Origin of the sequence: Pseudonocardia kongjuensis, assembly GCF_039526905.1 — a bacterium.
Classification (GTDB): domain Bacteria; phylum Actinomycetota; class Actinomycetes; order Mycobacteriales; family Pseudonocardiaceae; genus Pseudonocardia; species Pseudonocardia kongjuensis.
On record NZ_BAAAJK010000027.1, the window covers coordinates 129793 to 143957 of the forward strand.

17 protein-coding genes are annotated in these 14165 nt (G+C 73.9%); 7 read left to right on the plus strand and 10 right to left on the minus strand.

The genetic code is table 11. The features are described from left to right. Positions 1 to 124 precede the first annotated feature (124 nt). On the minus strand, positions 125 to 745 hold the full coding sequence (locus ABD160_RS21890; RefSeq protein WP_344025414.1) for an L-threonylcarbamoyladenylate synthase: 621 nt from the start codon (positions 743 to 745) through the stop codon (positions 125 to 127). A 98-nt stretch (positions 746 to 843) separates the two neighbouring features. Between ABD160_RS21890 and ABD160_RS21895 the strand changes: the two genes are divergently transcribed. Continuing rightward, positions 844 to 1668, plus strand: a complete 825-nt coding sequence (locus tag ABD160_RS21895) for an N-acyl homoserine lactonase family protein (protein WP_344025416.1) — start codon at positions 844 to 846, stop codon at positions 1666 to 1668. Between the two features lie 13 nt (positions 1669 to 1681). Next, the gene (locus ABD160_RS21900; RefSeq protein WP_344025418.1) at positions 1682 to 2137 is read left to right on the plus strand and encodes an FmdB family zinc ribbon protein; all 456 of its coding nucleotides are present in this window, start codon (positions 1682 to 1684) and stop codon (positions 2135 to 2137) included. Here ABD160_RS21900 and ABD160_RS21905 read toward each other — a convergent pair. Further along, the gene (locus tag ABD160_RS21905) at positions 2107 to 2541 is read right to left on the minus strand and encodes a VOC family protein (RefSeq protein WP_344025420.1); all 435 of its coding nucleotides are present in this window, start codon (positions 2539 to 2541) and stop codon (positions 2107 to 2109) included. The two genes, ABD160_RS21900 and ABD160_RS21905, sit on opposite strands and share 31 nt — an antisense overlap. Before the next feature lie 10 nt (positions 2542 to 2551). Beyond that, entirely contained in the window at positions 2552 to 2980 is a 429-nt protein-coding gene (locus ABD160_RS21910; protein WP_344025422.1) for a helix-turn-helix domain-containing protein, read from the minus strand. Between the two features lie 53 nt (positions 2981 to 3033). Between ABD160_RS21910 and ABD160_RS21915 the strand changes: the two genes are divergently transcribed. Together ABD160_RS21915 and ABD160_RS21920 are read left to right on the plus strand one after the other, a co-directional pair. After that, on the plus strand, positions 3034 to 4035 hold the full coding sequence (locus ABD160_RS21915) for an acetamidase/formamidase family protein (RefSeq protein ID WP_344025424.1): 1002 nt from the start codon (positions 3034 to 3036) through the stop codon (positions 4033 to 4035). 19 nt (positions 4036 to 4054) lie between these two features. Then, positions 4055 to 4810 (plus strand): SDR family NAD(P)-dependent oxidoreductase, encoded by a 756-nt coding sequence (locus ABD160_RS21920; RefSeq protein WP_344025599.1) that lies wholly within the window; start codon positions 4055 to 4057, stop codon positions 4808 to 4810. An 81-nt stretch (positions 4811 to 4891) separates the two neighbouring features. On the opposite strand, the gene ABD160_RS21925 is transcribed toward ABD160_RS21920, so the two are convergent. The 3 genes from ABD160_RS21925 to ABD160_RS21935 all read right to left on the minus strand — a co-directional run bounded on the left by ABD160_RS21925 (position 4892) and on the right by ABD160_RS21935 (position 7642). Continuing rightward, a complete protein-coding gene (locus ABD160_RS21925; protein WP_344025426.1) occupies positions 4892 to 6139 on the minus strand; it encodes an FAD-dependent monooxygenase in 1248 nt (415 codons plus the stop codon). Between the two features lie 64 nt (positions 6140 to 6203). Beyond that, positions 6204 to 6722: a cupin domain-containing protein gene (locus ABD160_RS21930; RefSeq protein ID WP_344025428.1), complete on the minus strand. Its 519-nt coding sequence runs from the start codon at positions 6720 to 6722 to the stop codon at positions 6204 to 6206. Further along, positions 6719 to 7642: an MBL fold metallo-hydrolase gene (locus ABD160_RS21935; RefSeq protein WP_344025430.1), complete on the minus strand. Its 924-nt coding sequence runs from the start codon at positions 7640 to 7642 to the stop codon at positions 6719 to 6721. The genes ABD160_RS21930 and ABD160_RS21935 overlap by 4 nt, the downstream gene beginning before the upstream one ends. A 121-nt stretch (positions 7643 to 7763) precedes the next feature. On the opposite strand from ABD160_RS21935, the gene ABD160_RS21940 reads away from it, so the two are divergent. Then, a complete protein-coding gene (locus ABD160_RS21940; RefSeq protein ID WP_425563647.1) occupies positions 7764 to 8651 on the plus strand; it encodes a LysR family transcriptional regulator in 888 nt (295 codons plus the stop codon). 100 nt (positions 8652 to 8751) lie between these two features. On the opposite strand, the gene ABD160_RS21945 is transcribed toward ABD160_RS21940, so the two are convergent. The 4 genes from ABD160_RS21945 to ABD160_RS21960 all read right to left on the minus strand — a co-directional run bounded on the left by ABD160_RS21945 (position 8752) and on the right by ABD160_RS21960 (position 11689). Next, entirely contained in the window at positions 8752 to 9072 is a 321-nt protein-coding gene (locus ABD160_RS21945; protein WP_344025434.1) for a DUF1330 domain-containing protein, read from the minus strand. A 124-nt stretch (positions 9073 to 9196) separates the two neighbouring features. Further along, on the minus strand, positions 9197 to 10252 hold the full coding sequence (locus ABD160_RS21950) for a class I SAM-dependent methyltransferase (protein WP_344025436.1): 1056 nt from the start codon (positions 10250 to 10252) through the stop codon (positions 9197 to 9199). A 117-nt stretch (positions 10253 to 10369) separates the two neighbouring features. Next, entirely contained in the window at positions 10370 to 10597 is a 228-nt protein-coding gene (locus tag ABD160_RS21955) for a DUF397 domain-containing protein (protein WP_344025438.1), read from the minus strand. Between the two features lie 198 nt (positions 10598 to 10795). Further along, positions 10796 to 11689: a helix-turn-helix domain-containing protein gene (locus ABD160_RS21960; protein ID WP_344025440.1), complete on the minus strand. Its 894-nt coding sequence runs from the start codon at positions 11687 to 11689 to the stop codon at positions 10796 to 10798. A gap of 254 nt (positions 11690 to 11943) precedes the next feature. On the opposite strand from ABD160_RS21960, the gene ABD160_RS21965 reads away from it, so the two are divergent. Together ABD160_RS21965 and ABD160_RS21970 are read left to right on the plus strand one after the other, a co-directional pair. Continuing rightward, positions 11944 to 12762 carry an SAM-dependent methyltransferase gene (locus ABD160_RS21965; RefSeq protein WP_344025442.1) on the plus strand — a complete coding sequence of 273 codons (819 nt, stop codon included), beginning with the start codon at positions 11944 to 11946 and terminating at the stop codon, positions 12760 to 12762. A 68-nt stretch (positions 12763 to 12830) separates the two neighbouring features. Then, positions 12831 to 13976 carry a serine hydrolase domain-containing protein gene (locus tag ABD160_RS21970; RefSeq protein WP_344025444.1) on the plus strand — a complete coding sequence of 382 codons (1146 nt, stop codon included), beginning with the start codon at positions 12831 to 12833 and terminating at the stop codon, positions 13974 to 13976. Positions 13977 to 14165: the final 189 nt, after the last annotated feature.

Consider the following 14165-nt stretch of genomic DNA (forward strand, 5'->3'; position numbering starts at 1 on the left):
ACCCACCGGCCCGTCCACCCGGTCCCCCTCGACCGGCGGACCTTCCGCAGCGCCGGGCCGCGTGGCCCGGGCCGCGCCCTCGTCGCGCCGTCACCGCTCCCGGCCGGCCGTCACCCGTCCGGCGTCACTCGAAGCGTGACGGGTCCCCGGCGCCGGTGCGGACGATCTCCGGCTCGTCGCCGGACAGGTCCACCACGGTCGTCGGCTCGGTGCCGCAGTCGCCGGAGTCGATGACCGCGTCGACCTGGTTCTCCAGCTCCTCCTTGATCTCCCAGCCCTGCGTCATCGGCTCGTCGTGCCCGGGCAGCAGCAGGGTGGACGACAGCAGCGGCTCGCCGAGGCGTTCCAGCAGCGCCTGGGTGGTCGCGTGGTCGGGGATCCGCACGCCGACGGTCTTCTTCTTCGGGTGCAGCAGCCGCCGCGGCACCTCCTTGGTGGCGGGCAGGATGAACGTGTAGCTGCCCGGGGTGGACGCCTTCACCGCCCGGAAGACCCGGTTGGAGATCTGCACGAACTGGCCGAGCTGCGCGAAGTCGGCGCAGACCAGGGTGAAGTGGTGCTTGTCGTCGAGCTTGCGGATCTGCCGGATGCGGTCGAGCCCCTCCCGGTTGCCCAGCGAGCAGCCGAGGGCGAAGCACGAGTCGGTCGGGTACGCGATGAGCCCGCCGTCACGGACCACGTCCACGATCTGACCGATGCTGCGGGGTTGCGGATTCTGCGGGTGCACGTCGTAGTACCTCGCCATCCGGGCAGCCTGCCACGGCCGCCTCCGGTTGTCGCGCACGTCAGGCGTGCGGCAGGGTGCATGTGTCCGACCCGGCCCGCTGCTCGACGAGGAGAGCGATGTCCGACACGACCAGAGACAAGATCAAGGTCACGATCCTGCCGACCGGAACGATGCACGCCGATCTGACCTGGCTGCTGATCGACCCGTCCCGGATGGCGACGCACCAGCAGCCGGCGAAGCAGCGTGACTGGGTGGAGGTACCCACCCACGTCGTCTACGTCGAGCATCCGAACGGCCAGAAGCTCATGTGGGACGCCGGTGTCCCGCGGGACTGGGAGACCCGCTGGGCGCCGTCCGGGCTGGGCCAGTTCTTCCCGGTCGACGCCGCCACCGAGGACGACTGGCTGGACTCGCGGTTGCGGCAGCTGAAGCTCGAACCGAACGACATCGACTACCTGGTGCTCTCGCACCTGCACCTGGACCACGCGGCGAACGCGAAGTTCTGGGAGAAGGCCGACACGACGATCATCGTCGACGAGGCCGAGAAGGCGGGCGCGTTCTCCTTCGACGGGCACAACAAGGGCGCGCACATCAAGTCCGACTACGACACCCTCGAGCTGGACACGATCTCGGCCGACACCGAGCTGATGCCCGGCGTCACGCTGCTCCGCACGCCCGGCCACACCTGGGGCACGATGAGCCTGCAGGTCGATCTCGCCGACTCCGGGACGATGATCTTCGCCTCGGACTCGCTGTACCTCAAGGAGTCCTACGGCCCGCCGCCGATCGCGGCCGGGATCGTCTACGACACGGTCGCCTGGTTCGAATCGGTCGACAAGATCCGCGCCATCCAGGAGCGGACCGGCGCGACCGTGGTGTTCGGGCACGACGCGAACCAGATCAGGGAGCTGCGCACCGGCCCCGGGAACCACTACACCTGAGGGGGCCGCCACCATGCCCGTCTACGACTACGCCTGCGGCTGCGGCACCCGCTTCGAGATGATGGTCCCGTCCTGGTCGTCGCCCGCGCCGGACTGCCCGGCCTGCGGCGCGTCGACGTCGCGGCGGCCGCCGTCGCCCGCGATGCACGGGCGGGCCGCGCCACCACCGTCGATGGCCTCGGCCCCGCAGTCCTGGGAGGGCGTGGGCGGCGGCGACCGGGACACGATCACGCACTGGCGGCGCACCGTCGAGGCCCGCCAGGAGTTCGAGTCGCGCCATCCCGAGCACCGCGAGCAGCGCGACGCGATCGCCGCGCACGAGGGCCGGTTCGAGCGCAGGCCGCTGACCTACCGGGAGCTCGCCGCGCGGGCGGCCACCAGCGGGGACGCCACCCGGGCGGCCGCCGAGGCGAGCCGGGACCGGCGGACCGGCGGCGGTCAGCCGTGCGGGAACTCGGAGCCGTCGTAGGGCCGGGGCTCGACCAGCACCAGCCAGTTGCCCGAGTTGTCGCGCAGCACCGCCTCGATCCCGTAGGGCCGCTCGGCCGGCGGCTGGACGAACTCCACCCCCAGGCCGGCGAGCCGGGCGTGGTCGCCGCGGCAGTCGTCGGTGGTCAGCCCGAACCCGCCCATCCGGCCGGCGGCCAGCGACCGGGTCACGGCCTCGGCCATCGCGTCGTCGAGCGGCGGTCCGGGTTTCATCAGCGTCACCTCCAGTTCGGGGTGCGCCGGATGGTGGACGGTGACCCAGCGGAAGCCGTCACCCATGGACACGTCGGTGCCCTCGGCGAACCCGAGCACGTCGCAGTAGAAGCGCTTGGCGGCGTCCTGGTCGGTGACGAACAGGGTGACCAGCGAGATGTTGGTGAGCACCCGGGCGACGCTAGCGGCGTCGGCGGTCCGCGGGCTTCTCCGGGATTGCGGTGTCCGAGAGCCCGTGCATGAGCACGAAGCAGCCGGGGATCCGCGGCGCCCCGTCCGCCCAGCGGCGCTGGTAGGCCGCGGGCCCCACCCCGACCAGCTGCCGGAAGCGGGAGCTGAACGAGCCGAGCGAGGAGTAGCCCACCAGGTGGCAGACCTCGGTGACGGTCAGGTTCGTCGCGCGCAGCAGGTCCTGCGCGCGCTCGATCCGGCGCCGGGTCAGCGTCGCCACCGGGGTGCGCCCGTACACCTCGGCGAAGCAGCGCAGGAAGTGGTGCCGGGACACCCCGGCGACGGCGGCGAGCCCGGCCAGGTCCAGCGGGCGGGCGTAGTGCCGGTCGATCTCGTCGTGCGCCCGCCGCAGATGCGGCAGCAGATCCCCCGGAACCACGATGCGTACGGTAACCGTTGCCCGCCACCGGCGGGCCGGAGATGATCCCATCCATGCGCGTCGTCGAATACCGCCCCGAACGGCACGAGTTCGCCTGGACGTTCGGCGGTGCCGCGCCGGCCCGCCGGGTCACCCCGGGGACCTGCCTGCGGCTGTGGACCGAGGACGCGTTCTCCGGCCGGATCACCTCGACCTCGGACCGGGCCACCGACGTGCTCGACATGACCGAGGTGAACCCGCAGACCGGGCCGTTCTTCGTGGAGGGCGCCGAGCCCGGCGACACCCTGGCCATCCACCTGGTGGATCTCACCCCGGCCCGGGACTGGGGCGCCTCCACCACGATCCCGCTGTTCGGGGCGCTGTCGACGACCGACCGGACGGCGCTGCTGCACGAGCCGCTGCCCGAGCGCACCTGGATCTACCAGCTGGACCGGGCCGCCGGCACGGTGCTGTTCGAGGCGACCAGCGTCGACCTGCGCCTGGAGCTGCCGTGCAATCCGATGCTCGGCACCGTCGGGGTGGCCCCGCCCGGCCGGGAGGTGCGCAGCTCGCTGGTGCCCGACGTGTTCGGCGGCAACATGGACACCCCGGAGATGCGCGCCGGCGCCACCTGCTACCTGCAGGTCAACGTCGAGGGCGCGCTGTTCTCGGTCGGCGACGGGCACTACCGGCAGGGTGAGGGCGAGAGCTGCGGGACGGCCGTCGAGGGCGCGATGGACGTCGTGCTGATCGTCGAGCTGATCAAGAACGCGCCGGCCCCGGCCTGGCCGCGGATCGAGACCGACAGCCACTACGTGGTGGTCGGGTCGTCCCGGCCGCTGGAGGACGCCTGGCGGGCCAGCCAGGTCGGCATGATCGCCTGGCTGGGCGAGCTGTACGGCCTGGACCGGCTGGACGCCTACCAGCTGCTCACCCAGGCGGCGGAGTCCCCGCTGGCGAACGTCGTCGACACCAACTACAGCGCCGTCACCAAGATCTCCAAGGCGCTGCTCCCCGACGCCGCCGCCTACAACGGCGTGCACCGACACCTGCGCGAGCAGGCCCGCACCCTCTAGAAGGAGCTCCCCCGTGGACATGTTGCTGACCGACCGGGTCGTCCTGGTCACCGGCGGCTCGCGCGGCATCGGCCGGGCGGTCGTCGACGCGCTGGCCGCCGAGGGCGCCCGGGTGGCGTTCTGCGCCCGTGACGCCGACGGCTGCGCGGCCGCCGAGCAGGAGCTGCGGGCCGGCTCGGCGGAGGTCACCGGCACCGCGGTGGACGTCGCCGACGGTGACGCGCTCACCGCCTGGGTGGAGGCGACCGCGCAGCGGTACGGCCGGATCGACGCCGTCGTGGCGAACGTCAGCGCGCTCGCCATCGGCCCGGGCGAGGCGAACTGGCGGTCCAGCTTCGAGATCGACCTGCTGCACACCGTGCGGCTGGTCGAGGCGGCGCTGCCGCACCTGGAGCGCAGCGACGCCGCGTCGGTCACCGCGGTGTCCTCGGTGTCCGGCCGGGAGATCGACTTCGCGGACGGCTCGTACGGCGTGATGAAGGCCGCCCTGGTGCACTACGTGTCCGGGCTGGCGTTCGACCTGGCGCCGAAGGGGATCCGGGCCAACGCGGTCTCCCCCGGCAACGTCTACTTCCCGGGCGGGGTGTGGGAGAGCGTCGAGCAGGGCGATCCCGCGCTGTTCGCGCACGCGATGGGCCTGAACCCGACCGGCCGGATGGGCACCCCGGAGGAGACCGCGTACGCCGTCGTCTCGCTGGTCAGCCCGCGGGCGAGCCGGATCAGCGGCACCAACCTGGTGGTCGACGGCGCCCTCACCCGGGGCGTGCAGCTCTGACCGGCACCCGCCGAGATGCAGCTCACGGGGCGCTCGCGGGCGCTGCGGCCCGCTGAGCTGCATCTCGGTGCGGGGGGCGGATCAGGCCGGCGCGGGCGCCTGCTGCCGGAACGCGTAGTGCATGGCGCTGGCGCCCTGCGCGATCCAGGCGTCGAAGCCGGCCTGGTCCATGTCGTGGAAGTCCGGCGTGTCCAGCACCTGCTGGGTGCCGAAGACCCGGCCCACCGCGACCAGCGCCGCGGCGGCCTGCGGGCGCTCGGCGTCGTAGCCGGCGAGCGCCTCGGGCAGCGAACCGGACTCCCCCACCAGCCGGGCGAGCGCCATCGCGTCCTGCAGGCCCTTCACCGCGCCGGACGCGGTGTGCGGCCGGGCGACGCTGCCGGCGTCGCCCATCAGCACGGCCGTCCCGTTGACGTAGTGCTCCAGCTCCAGGTCCCAGATGCCCTGCACGGCCACGTCCGGGGTGTTCAGCACGATCTCGCGGTGCCACGGCGGCAGGTGCTCGGTGGCCGCCGCGCGCAGGTACTCGCGCATCTCCGGCGGCACCGGCTCGCCCGCGGCGACGGTGCGGACCCGGCTGACCCGGCCCTGCTCGTCGTACTCGGTGCCGATCACCTCGGCCGGGACGTTGCCGTCGTACCAGGCCCAGTTGAGCCGTCGGCGGCCCTTCTCCCGCTCGCCGCCGCGGCCGGGCACCAGGTAGATGGCGGTGCCGCCGCGCGGCGTGCCGATGCTCTGGAAGGAGTCCTCGACCGGGGTGATGTCCGGGATCGCCGACTCGTCGACGACGCCCCGCCACACCGGGTACCCGCCGTACTCCAGCCGGGCGTCCGGGAACAGGTCGGTGCGCACCCGGGAGCGGTAGCCGTCGGCGCCGACGACCAGGTCGAACTCCTCCACCGCGCCGGACTCCAGGTGGACCGCCGAGCGGTGCTCGCCGGGGACGACCGCGGCGACCGACGTCCCGCGCCGGATGTCGACGTCCCCGGCCCGGGCGTTGATCTGCTGGTAGACCAGCCCCCAGTGCTGCATCTCGACGACCATCGGCTGGGTGCCGACGACCCGCCCCAGCGGCGAGTCCCCGTCGTTCACCGCGAACACCCGCTCGGTCGAGCTCCGCAGGCCGCGCGCCCCCGGGTCGACCAGGTCGGCGGCGGCGAGCTCGTCGAGGAAGGTCTGCGGGAGGCCGAGGCCGGCGCCGCGGTCCTCCAGTGCCCCGGTGGAGCGCTCGAACACGGTGACCTCGTGACCGTGGCGCCGGAGCAGGACGGCCGCGGCCGTCCCGACCAGCGAGCCGCCCACGATCCCCACGCGAAACGTCTTCGTCACGCGACTTCCCTTCTCGTTGAGTGCCGGCGTCGCCGTCGACGCCGGATCGGGTGCTGAACTCGGCTCAGCCCGGGTCGACCGGGGTGCGGGCGTACTCGTCGGAGAACTCGGTGAAGTAGCGGGCCGCGACGTCGGCCTGCGGGGTCAGCTGCGAGCCGTCCCGGCGCATGATCTCGGCCATCTCCCGGAACAGGCCGACGTAGAGGCTCGGGGAGAACGTCACGAGCATGACGGCCGGTTCGTCGAACGGGTTGTGGAAGCCGTGCGGCGCGCCGGGCGGCACCATGATGAAGGTGCCCGGCCCGACCACCCGGGTGTCCGGCCCGACGCTGAACTCGATCCGCCCGGACATGACGTAGAAGCCCTCGTCGTGCTTCTGGTGCCGGTGCTGCAGGCCCGAGTTGCGGCCCTTCTGCACGGTGGCGATGCCGACCGCGAGCCGGCCGTCGGTGGTGTCGCCGGCCTCCAGCAGCTTCACCTGCAGGGTGCCGTCGAGGGTGATCTCGCCGTCGCCGGGCTCGACCAGCGAGACCCGGCGCTGGATCTCCTCGGGGTCCCACACCAGCGGCAGCGGGCCGGTCATGCGGTCACCTCCGGACGGACGGTGTGCTCGGCGCAGAAGCAGCCGACCCCGGCCGCGATCCACTCGTGCCCGACCCAGGTCGGGTAGGCCGCGCTGAGCACCTCGCGGACCTCGGCGACGATCTGCTCCTCGGGCATCGCCGAGTCCCGGCGCCGCCACGTCTCGTCGCGCAGCAGGCGCAGGTGCTCGAGCACCACGTCGAGCCGCTCCGGCCCGCCCGGCGCGCCGTGCCCGGGGACCACGATCCGGAACTCCTCGGCGACCAGGCCCTCCATCACCCGGATCCAGCCCGGCCCGGTCGCGTCGGTGTCGTGCGGCGGGAACCACGGGAAGATCGCGAACCGGCCGGCCTCGACCAGGTCGCCGCCGAACACCGCGCCCGCGTCCGGCACGACGACGACCTGGTCGCCGCGGGTGTGCGCGCGGCCGGTCGGCCGCAGCTCGACGGTGCGCCCGCCCAGGTCGAGCACCCGGGTGCCGTCGTACACCTCGTCCGGCTCGACGAGCTGCACCCCGGCCAGCTCGGCCTCGACGACCGGGCCGAACCCGCGGAACATCTCCAGGTAGCCCTGGCCCTTGTCGCGCAGGTCCTCGGCCTGGGCGCGGTTCACCAGCCAGGTCGCGCCGGCCCGGGTGAACACCTCGGCGCCGAAGGCGTGCTCGGGATGGAAGTGGGTGGTGGTCAGGTAGATCCGGCGGCCGGCGGCGCGCTCGCGGGCGAACTCCAGGAGCCGCTCGCCGTTGCCGGGGCCGATGCCGGTGTCGACGACGAGCACCGCGTCCCGGCCGCCGATCACACCGACGTTGGGGACCAGCGGCACGTCGCCGTCGGGGATCACGATCAGGTCGGGCGCCGGCTCGGTCGCGGCACCGGGATCGATGTGCGGCGGCGGCATCTCGGCCGGGAGCAGGTCGGTCATGCCGGTCATTGAACGGCGGGAACGGGCCCGCGATCCAAGTCCGATCCGGTTCGGCCCGATACCGCTCCGGTATCGCGGCCGCTGTCGCGCAGGTCACGTCGGCGGTATCGTCGTCCACATGCTGGACCTGCGGTTGCTGCACTACTTCGCGGCCGTGGTCGAGTGCGGGCACTTCGGCCGCGCGGCCGAGCGGCTGCACATGACACAGCCGCCGCTGAGCCGGGCCATCCGGCGGCTGGAGTCCGACTTCGGCGGGCCGCTGCTGGTGCGCTCCGCGCACGGCGTCAGCCCGACGGCGATGGGCAACGCGCTCTACCAGGAGGCGTGCGACCTGCTCGAACGGGCCGAGACGGCCGGGCACCGGGTGCTGGCGGCCGCGGCCACCGGGCTCGGCGTCGGGGTGGTCGCGGACGGCGCGGCGGAGCTGTGGCGGCTCGCGCCGGCCTTCCGGGCGCTGCACCCGGGCGTCGAGGTGCACGTCCGGGAGGGCGACCTGGGCGACCCGACCGCGGGCCTGCACGCCGGGCACGTCGACGTGGCGATCACCCGCGCGCCGTTCGTGACCACCGGCATCGAGGTCCGCACGCTGCGCAGCGACCCGGTCGGCGTCGTGCTGCGCCCCGGCGACGAGCTGGCCGGGCGCAGCAGCATCCGGCTGGAGGAGCTGACCGACCGGGTCTGGTGCCGGTTCCCGGACGGGACGGACCCGATGTGGCGGGCCTACTGGTACCCGGTGCGCGGACCCGTCCCGCGCCAGGAGGGGCCGGTCGTGCGCACGGTCCAGGAGTGCCAGCACGCCACCCTGTGGACCGAGGCCATCGGGATCACGCCGCTCGGGCACACGGTGCCCGACGGGCTGGTGGTGATCCCGGTGGAGGACATGCCGCCCAGCCGGCTCGTCGTGGCGTGGACGGCGGGCTCGGACTCGCCGCTGGTGGCGTCGCTGGTCGGGCTCGCGATCGAGGCGTTCCGGCCGGTGGAGCACAGCGTCGCCGGTTCCCTCGGCTGATCCGGCCCGTCCGCGGGCCGGCCGCCGGAACCGGCGGGCCCCCGGTTCGGTCCGCTGTCCGGCACCGCACCGGGGGCCCGTCAGGGACCGTCCGGGACCGTCAGACGGTGCCGGTGTCGGTGGCGTCGACGATCACGATCTCGGTCTCGGTGTGCCGCTGCCGGAGCGCCAGCACCTCCTGGTAGCCGGCCGAGTTGTAGAGCTCCTGCGCCGCCTCGACGGACGGGAACTCGTGGATGTAGTAGTGGCCGTCGCGCTTCTCCCCCTCCAGGGTGATGCCGTCGATCCCGCGGGCGAGCGTGCTGTACGGGTACTTGTCCTTGATCCCGTGGAAGAACTGGGCGTAGCGGCCCATGTCCTCCTCGAACGTCTCGGGGTTCTCGTTCGTGATGCGGCTACGGGCGATCCAGTAGGCGGGCATCCGGCCTCCTTCGTGCTGCGGCGTCGTTGCCGGGGGAACCCGGCGAGCCCGGTCATCCGAGCACCGGCGACGAACCACGGTCCAGCAGGTCGGTCCGATGACCGGAATGCCCGGGAGACCCGCGTCACGCCCGCTCGGCCACCAGGGTCATCGTCAGCGAGTGGCCGACGCCGAGACCGGGCCCCGCCTCCCGCTCCAGATCCAGCAGGGCGTGCGCGAGCCGGGCCGCCGCGGCGTCGTCGAGCGCGCCCGCCCGGTCCGGCAGGCCGGCCAGCAGCCGGTTCCAGCGGGTGGCGAACCGGCCGAGCCAGGCCAGCACGTCGGCCGGGGCCCCGTCGGTCGCCGGGGTGAACCGCAGGTCCGCCGGGCGCACCCGGCCCGGGTCGCGCAGGAGGTCGTTGACCAGGGTCCGGAACCGCGGCACCTGCGGGTGGAACGTGCCGGTGGCGGTGTGCCGCCCGACCAGCACCGAGCGGTCGACGGCGGTCCGGGCGACGATCCGGGCGCCGCTGCCCTCGCGGGCGGCGTCGACCACCGCGTCGAGCGCGGGCCGCGAGTAGAAGGTCATCGGCTCGGAGATCGCGTCGCCGCCACCGGCGAAGAAGCTCATCGCGTAGTCCCAGCGTTCGCGGTCCCAGCGCGGCCGCCACTCCACCGAGTAGCGGCCCAGCACGTCGACGATCACCGCGGCCCGGCGGCCGCGCGCCGCGACCGCGGTCAGCACCGAGCGCAGGGCCACCACCAGCTCGTCGCGGGTGAGGTGCGAGTACGGGACACCGCAGGACAGGTACAGGTCGAAGACGCCGTCCGGCAGCCGGTCGCGCACGTCACCCAGCACGAACGACGCCGACGGCGAGACCACCGTCGCCCGCGCCGTCCGCACCATCTCCGGATCGACGTCCAGGCCGACGTAGGTCAGGCGCTCCGGCGCGACCAGCGGCGGGGCGTCCGGCGTGGACCGGGTGAGCAGCGCGTACCCGTCGGCCGTCCCCGAGCCGACGTCGAGCACCGACACCGGACCGTCCCCGGTGCGGCCGAGCGCGGCGAGCGCGGCGGCGATCACCCGCCGGGTCACCGGCTCCTCGGAGAGGATCTTCACCGGGTCCCGCCGGGACGGGGACAGGTAGTGGGCGCTGGCCCCGCGGTAGGACGGGGCCGGGGCCTGTTCCGAACGGCTCACCGTTCTTTCCTACACCGGGTGACGCCGGATGATCACCGGTGTGGCGGGCGTCGCGCGGCCCGGTGGCTCACCGCGGGCGGCCGGGGTCGGGCCGGCCGCCCGCGGGAGGAACAGGGATCAGGCGAGATCGTCGAGCTCGCCGTTCTTGATCGAGGTCAGGAGATCGCCGATGCCGGACGTGGAGAACGCCAGGACCGTGCCGTGCGGATCGCGGGAGTTGCGGACCGCGATCCCCCCGCCGGTGACCGCGAGCTCCACGCAGTTGCCCTGCTGGCCGCTGCGGGTGCTCTTGCGCCAGGACAGCTCGTCGATCGCCGCGGGGTCGCTCAGGTGCATCTGGTTCATGCGAACGCTCACCTCATCTGCACATGCATTGTCGCGTGCATCGACGGTAGCAGCCGGGCCGGGGCGGCACCGCCCGTCGGCGCCCGGCGGTCACCAGGCCGCGCCCGGCTGCAGATCGCCGGTCGTCCGGTCGGGCCATCGCGCGCCGCCGTCCGGCCGCCGGCGCTGCCGCCCGCCGATCGCCCGGCCGGCGTCCGGTCAGCCGTCGGCGAGCAGCTTCACCAGCGCCTGCCCGGTCTCGTCCGGGCTCAGCGCGTCGACGGTGAGCCGGTCCATCGAGCGCCCGTAGCGCTCCACGTCGGCCCGCTTGTCCAGGTACGACGCGCCGGTCATCTCCTCCAGGTAGACCAGGTCGGGCAGCTCGGGCTCGGCGAACCGCAGCATCGTGAACGCGTGCTCGGCGGCGTAGCCGGACAGGCTCCGCGGCAGCAGCTGGACGATCACGTTCGGCAGTGCGGACAGGTCCAGCAGGTGCTCGATCTGCTCCCGGTACACCGCGGGCCCGCCGACCGGACGCAGCAGCACCGCCTCGTCGAGCACCACCCAGAAGGTCGGGGCGTCCTTGCGGTGCAGCACCTTCTGCCTGCGCAGCCGGACCTCGACCCGCTTCTCCACCTCGGCCAGCCGGTCCGGCGGCAGCTCGGCGTGGCCGCCGCTCACCACGGCGCGGCAGTACGCCTCGGTCTGCAGCAGGCCCGGCACGAACATCAGCTCGTAGGTCAGGATCCGGGACGCCGAGGACTCCAGCCCGACGAAGCCCTCGAACCAGCCGGGGACCACGTCGTTGTAGCGGGCCCACCAGCCGCTGCCCTTGCTCTCCCCCGCCATCGCGAGCACGTGCTCGCGCTCGGGGCCGTCGGCGACGCCGTAGAGGGTGAGCAGGTCCAGCACGTCGCGCTGCTTGAAGCCGACCTTGCCCGCCTCGAGCCTGCTCAGCTTCGAGTCCGAGCCGCGGATCGCGTACGCCGCGTCGGCCCGCCGGATCCCGGCCCGCTCCCGCAGCCGGCGCAGGTGGGAGCCGAGCACGATCCGCTGCGCCGTCGGGCCGCGGTCGGCGCCGGGCGGCGTCGGGCTGTTCGGGCTCGCGACCACCGGGGGCGTGCTCCTCTGGATCCGGACAGGGTCCCCGGCGCCACCGGCACCGGCCGGCGCACCGGCCCGTCAGGGGGTACCGGCCGGGCACCGGTGCCCGGCTCAGGCGTTCGGGCGATCCAGCCTACACAGCCGGTGTTCGAATCGCGGCGCAACCGTCCTGCTCAGCCACCCCCGGGGTCCGCTACGGTGGACCGAACAGGTGACGCCGGTCACTCCGTACGCCCGCGCCGAGCGCAGTGAGGACACCGCAGATGGTCCAGCCGGCCGAGGGTCGAGCTCCCACCTACATCGACACCACGCGGGCCAGCATCGCCCGCGTCTACGACTACGCACTCGGTGGCAAGGACAACTACGAGGTCGACCGGGCGATCATCGACCGGATCCGGGCGGTCGCCCCGGAGATCGGCCGGATCGCGCTGGACAACCGGGCGTTCCTGATCCGGGCCGCCCGCTTCGTCGCCACCCAGACCCCGGTCACCCAGTTCCTCGACTGCGGCTCCGGCCTGCCGACCGCGGAGAACACCCACCAGGTCGTCCAGCGGCTGCGGCCCGAGGCCAGGGTGGTCTACGTCGACAACGACCCGACGGTCGTCGCGCACGGCCGGGCGCTGCTGGAGGACAACGACAACACCCGCTTCCTCGACGCCGACCTGCGCGACCCGGGCGCGGTCCTCGACGACCCGACGGTGCAGGAGTTCCTCGATCTCGACCGGCCGGTGGCGCTGTTCCAGGTCGCCACCCTGCACCACGTCGCCGAGCGGACCGCCGAGATCATGGCCGGCTACCTCGACCGGCTCCCGGCCGGGAGCGTCGTGGTGCTCTCGCACTTCTTCGACCCGGAGAACGACGACAGCGCGCTGGCCCGCCGGATCGAGGACCTCCTGGTGCACAGCCCGATGGGCAGCGGCCACTTCCGCACGCGGCCGCAGATCGAGGCCCTCTTCTCCGGCGTGGAGCTGGTCGAGCCGGGCATCGTGACGTGTCACCGGTGGTGGCCGGACGGCCCGCAGCTCACCCCGGAGGACGCCGTGCAGCGCTGCGTCGTCGGGGGCGTCGGCATCAAGCCGTAGCCCGGCCGATGAGTTCCGGCGGCCGGTCGGGTCGGAACCGGTGAGACCGTCCGACAGCGGGAGGCACCGTGCGCACCGATCTCGACCGCAGCCCGTCCGGCGACGTGGCACGGACGCTGCAGGATGCCGTCACCGGCGGCCGGACACCCGGGCTGCTCGCCGCCGTCGACCGGCCGCGGGCGGGCACCGAGGTGCACGTCCTCGGTGACGACGGCGCCGGGCGGCCGCTGCGCCGGGACACCATCGTCCGGATCGCCTCGATCACCAAGCCGGTCGTCGCCGTTGCCGCGCTCGGCCTGGTCGAGGACGGGGTGCTCGATCTCGATGCCCCGGTCGCGACCTGGCTGCCCGAGCTGGCCCGTCCCACGGTGCTGCGGCACGAGGCCGCCGAGCTGGACGACACCGTCCCGGCCCGGCGCGGGATCACCCTCGCCGACCTGCTGTCCTACCGCAGCGGGATCGGGATGCTGCCCCGGTTCACCGCCGACCTGCCGGTGCAGAGGGCCTACGCCGACGCCCGGCTCGGCAGCGACGGCCCGCCCGGCCGCTACCTGCCGCCGCCGCCGGACGAGTGGCTGCGCAGGCTCGCCGCGATCCCGCTGATCGCCCAGCCCGGGGAGCGCTGGGCCTACCAGACCAGCGGGGACCTGCTCGGCGTGCTGCTCGCGCGGGTCTGCGGCCGGCCCCTCCCCGACCTGCTCCGGGACCGGGTGTTCGCCCCGCTCGGCATGCACGACACCGGCTTCCACGTGCCCGCCGAGCAGCTGGACAGGTTCGTCCCGCAGCTCGCCGCGGACCCGGCCGGCGGGTTCACCGTCGTCGACCCGGTGCGCGGCGCGTGGGCCGCGCCGCCGCCGTTCCCGTCCGGCGCGGCCGGGCTCGTCTCCACCCTCGACGACCTGCTGGCCTTCGCCCGGGCACTGCGCGACGGCGGCCGGCCGCTGCTCTCCCCCGGCGCCGTCGCCGAGCTGACCACCGACCGGCTCACCGACGCGCAGCGGGCCGACGCCACGATGTTCCTCGACGGCGCCGGCTGGGGGCTGGGCCTCTGCGTCGAGCCGGACGGCCGCTACGGATGGGACGGCGGGCTCGGCACCGGCTGGCGGTCGGACCCGCGGACCGGGGTGATCAGCCTGCTGCTCACCCAGGTGCTGTGGACCGGGCCGGACGGCCCCGCCCAGCTGCACGGGTTCCGGGCCGCGGCGCACGCCTGATCCCGTGACACCGGGGGCGACACCGCCGCCCCCGGTGCCGGTGCGACGTCGCGCCGAGGATGCGACAACCACGCCGCACCGTCACCCGAGCCCCCCCACCGCACCCCGGGCCCGACACCGCACCCCGGACTCCACCCCGCACCGGCTCCAGCCGGTGCGACGTCGCGCGGAGAGTGCGACAACCACGCC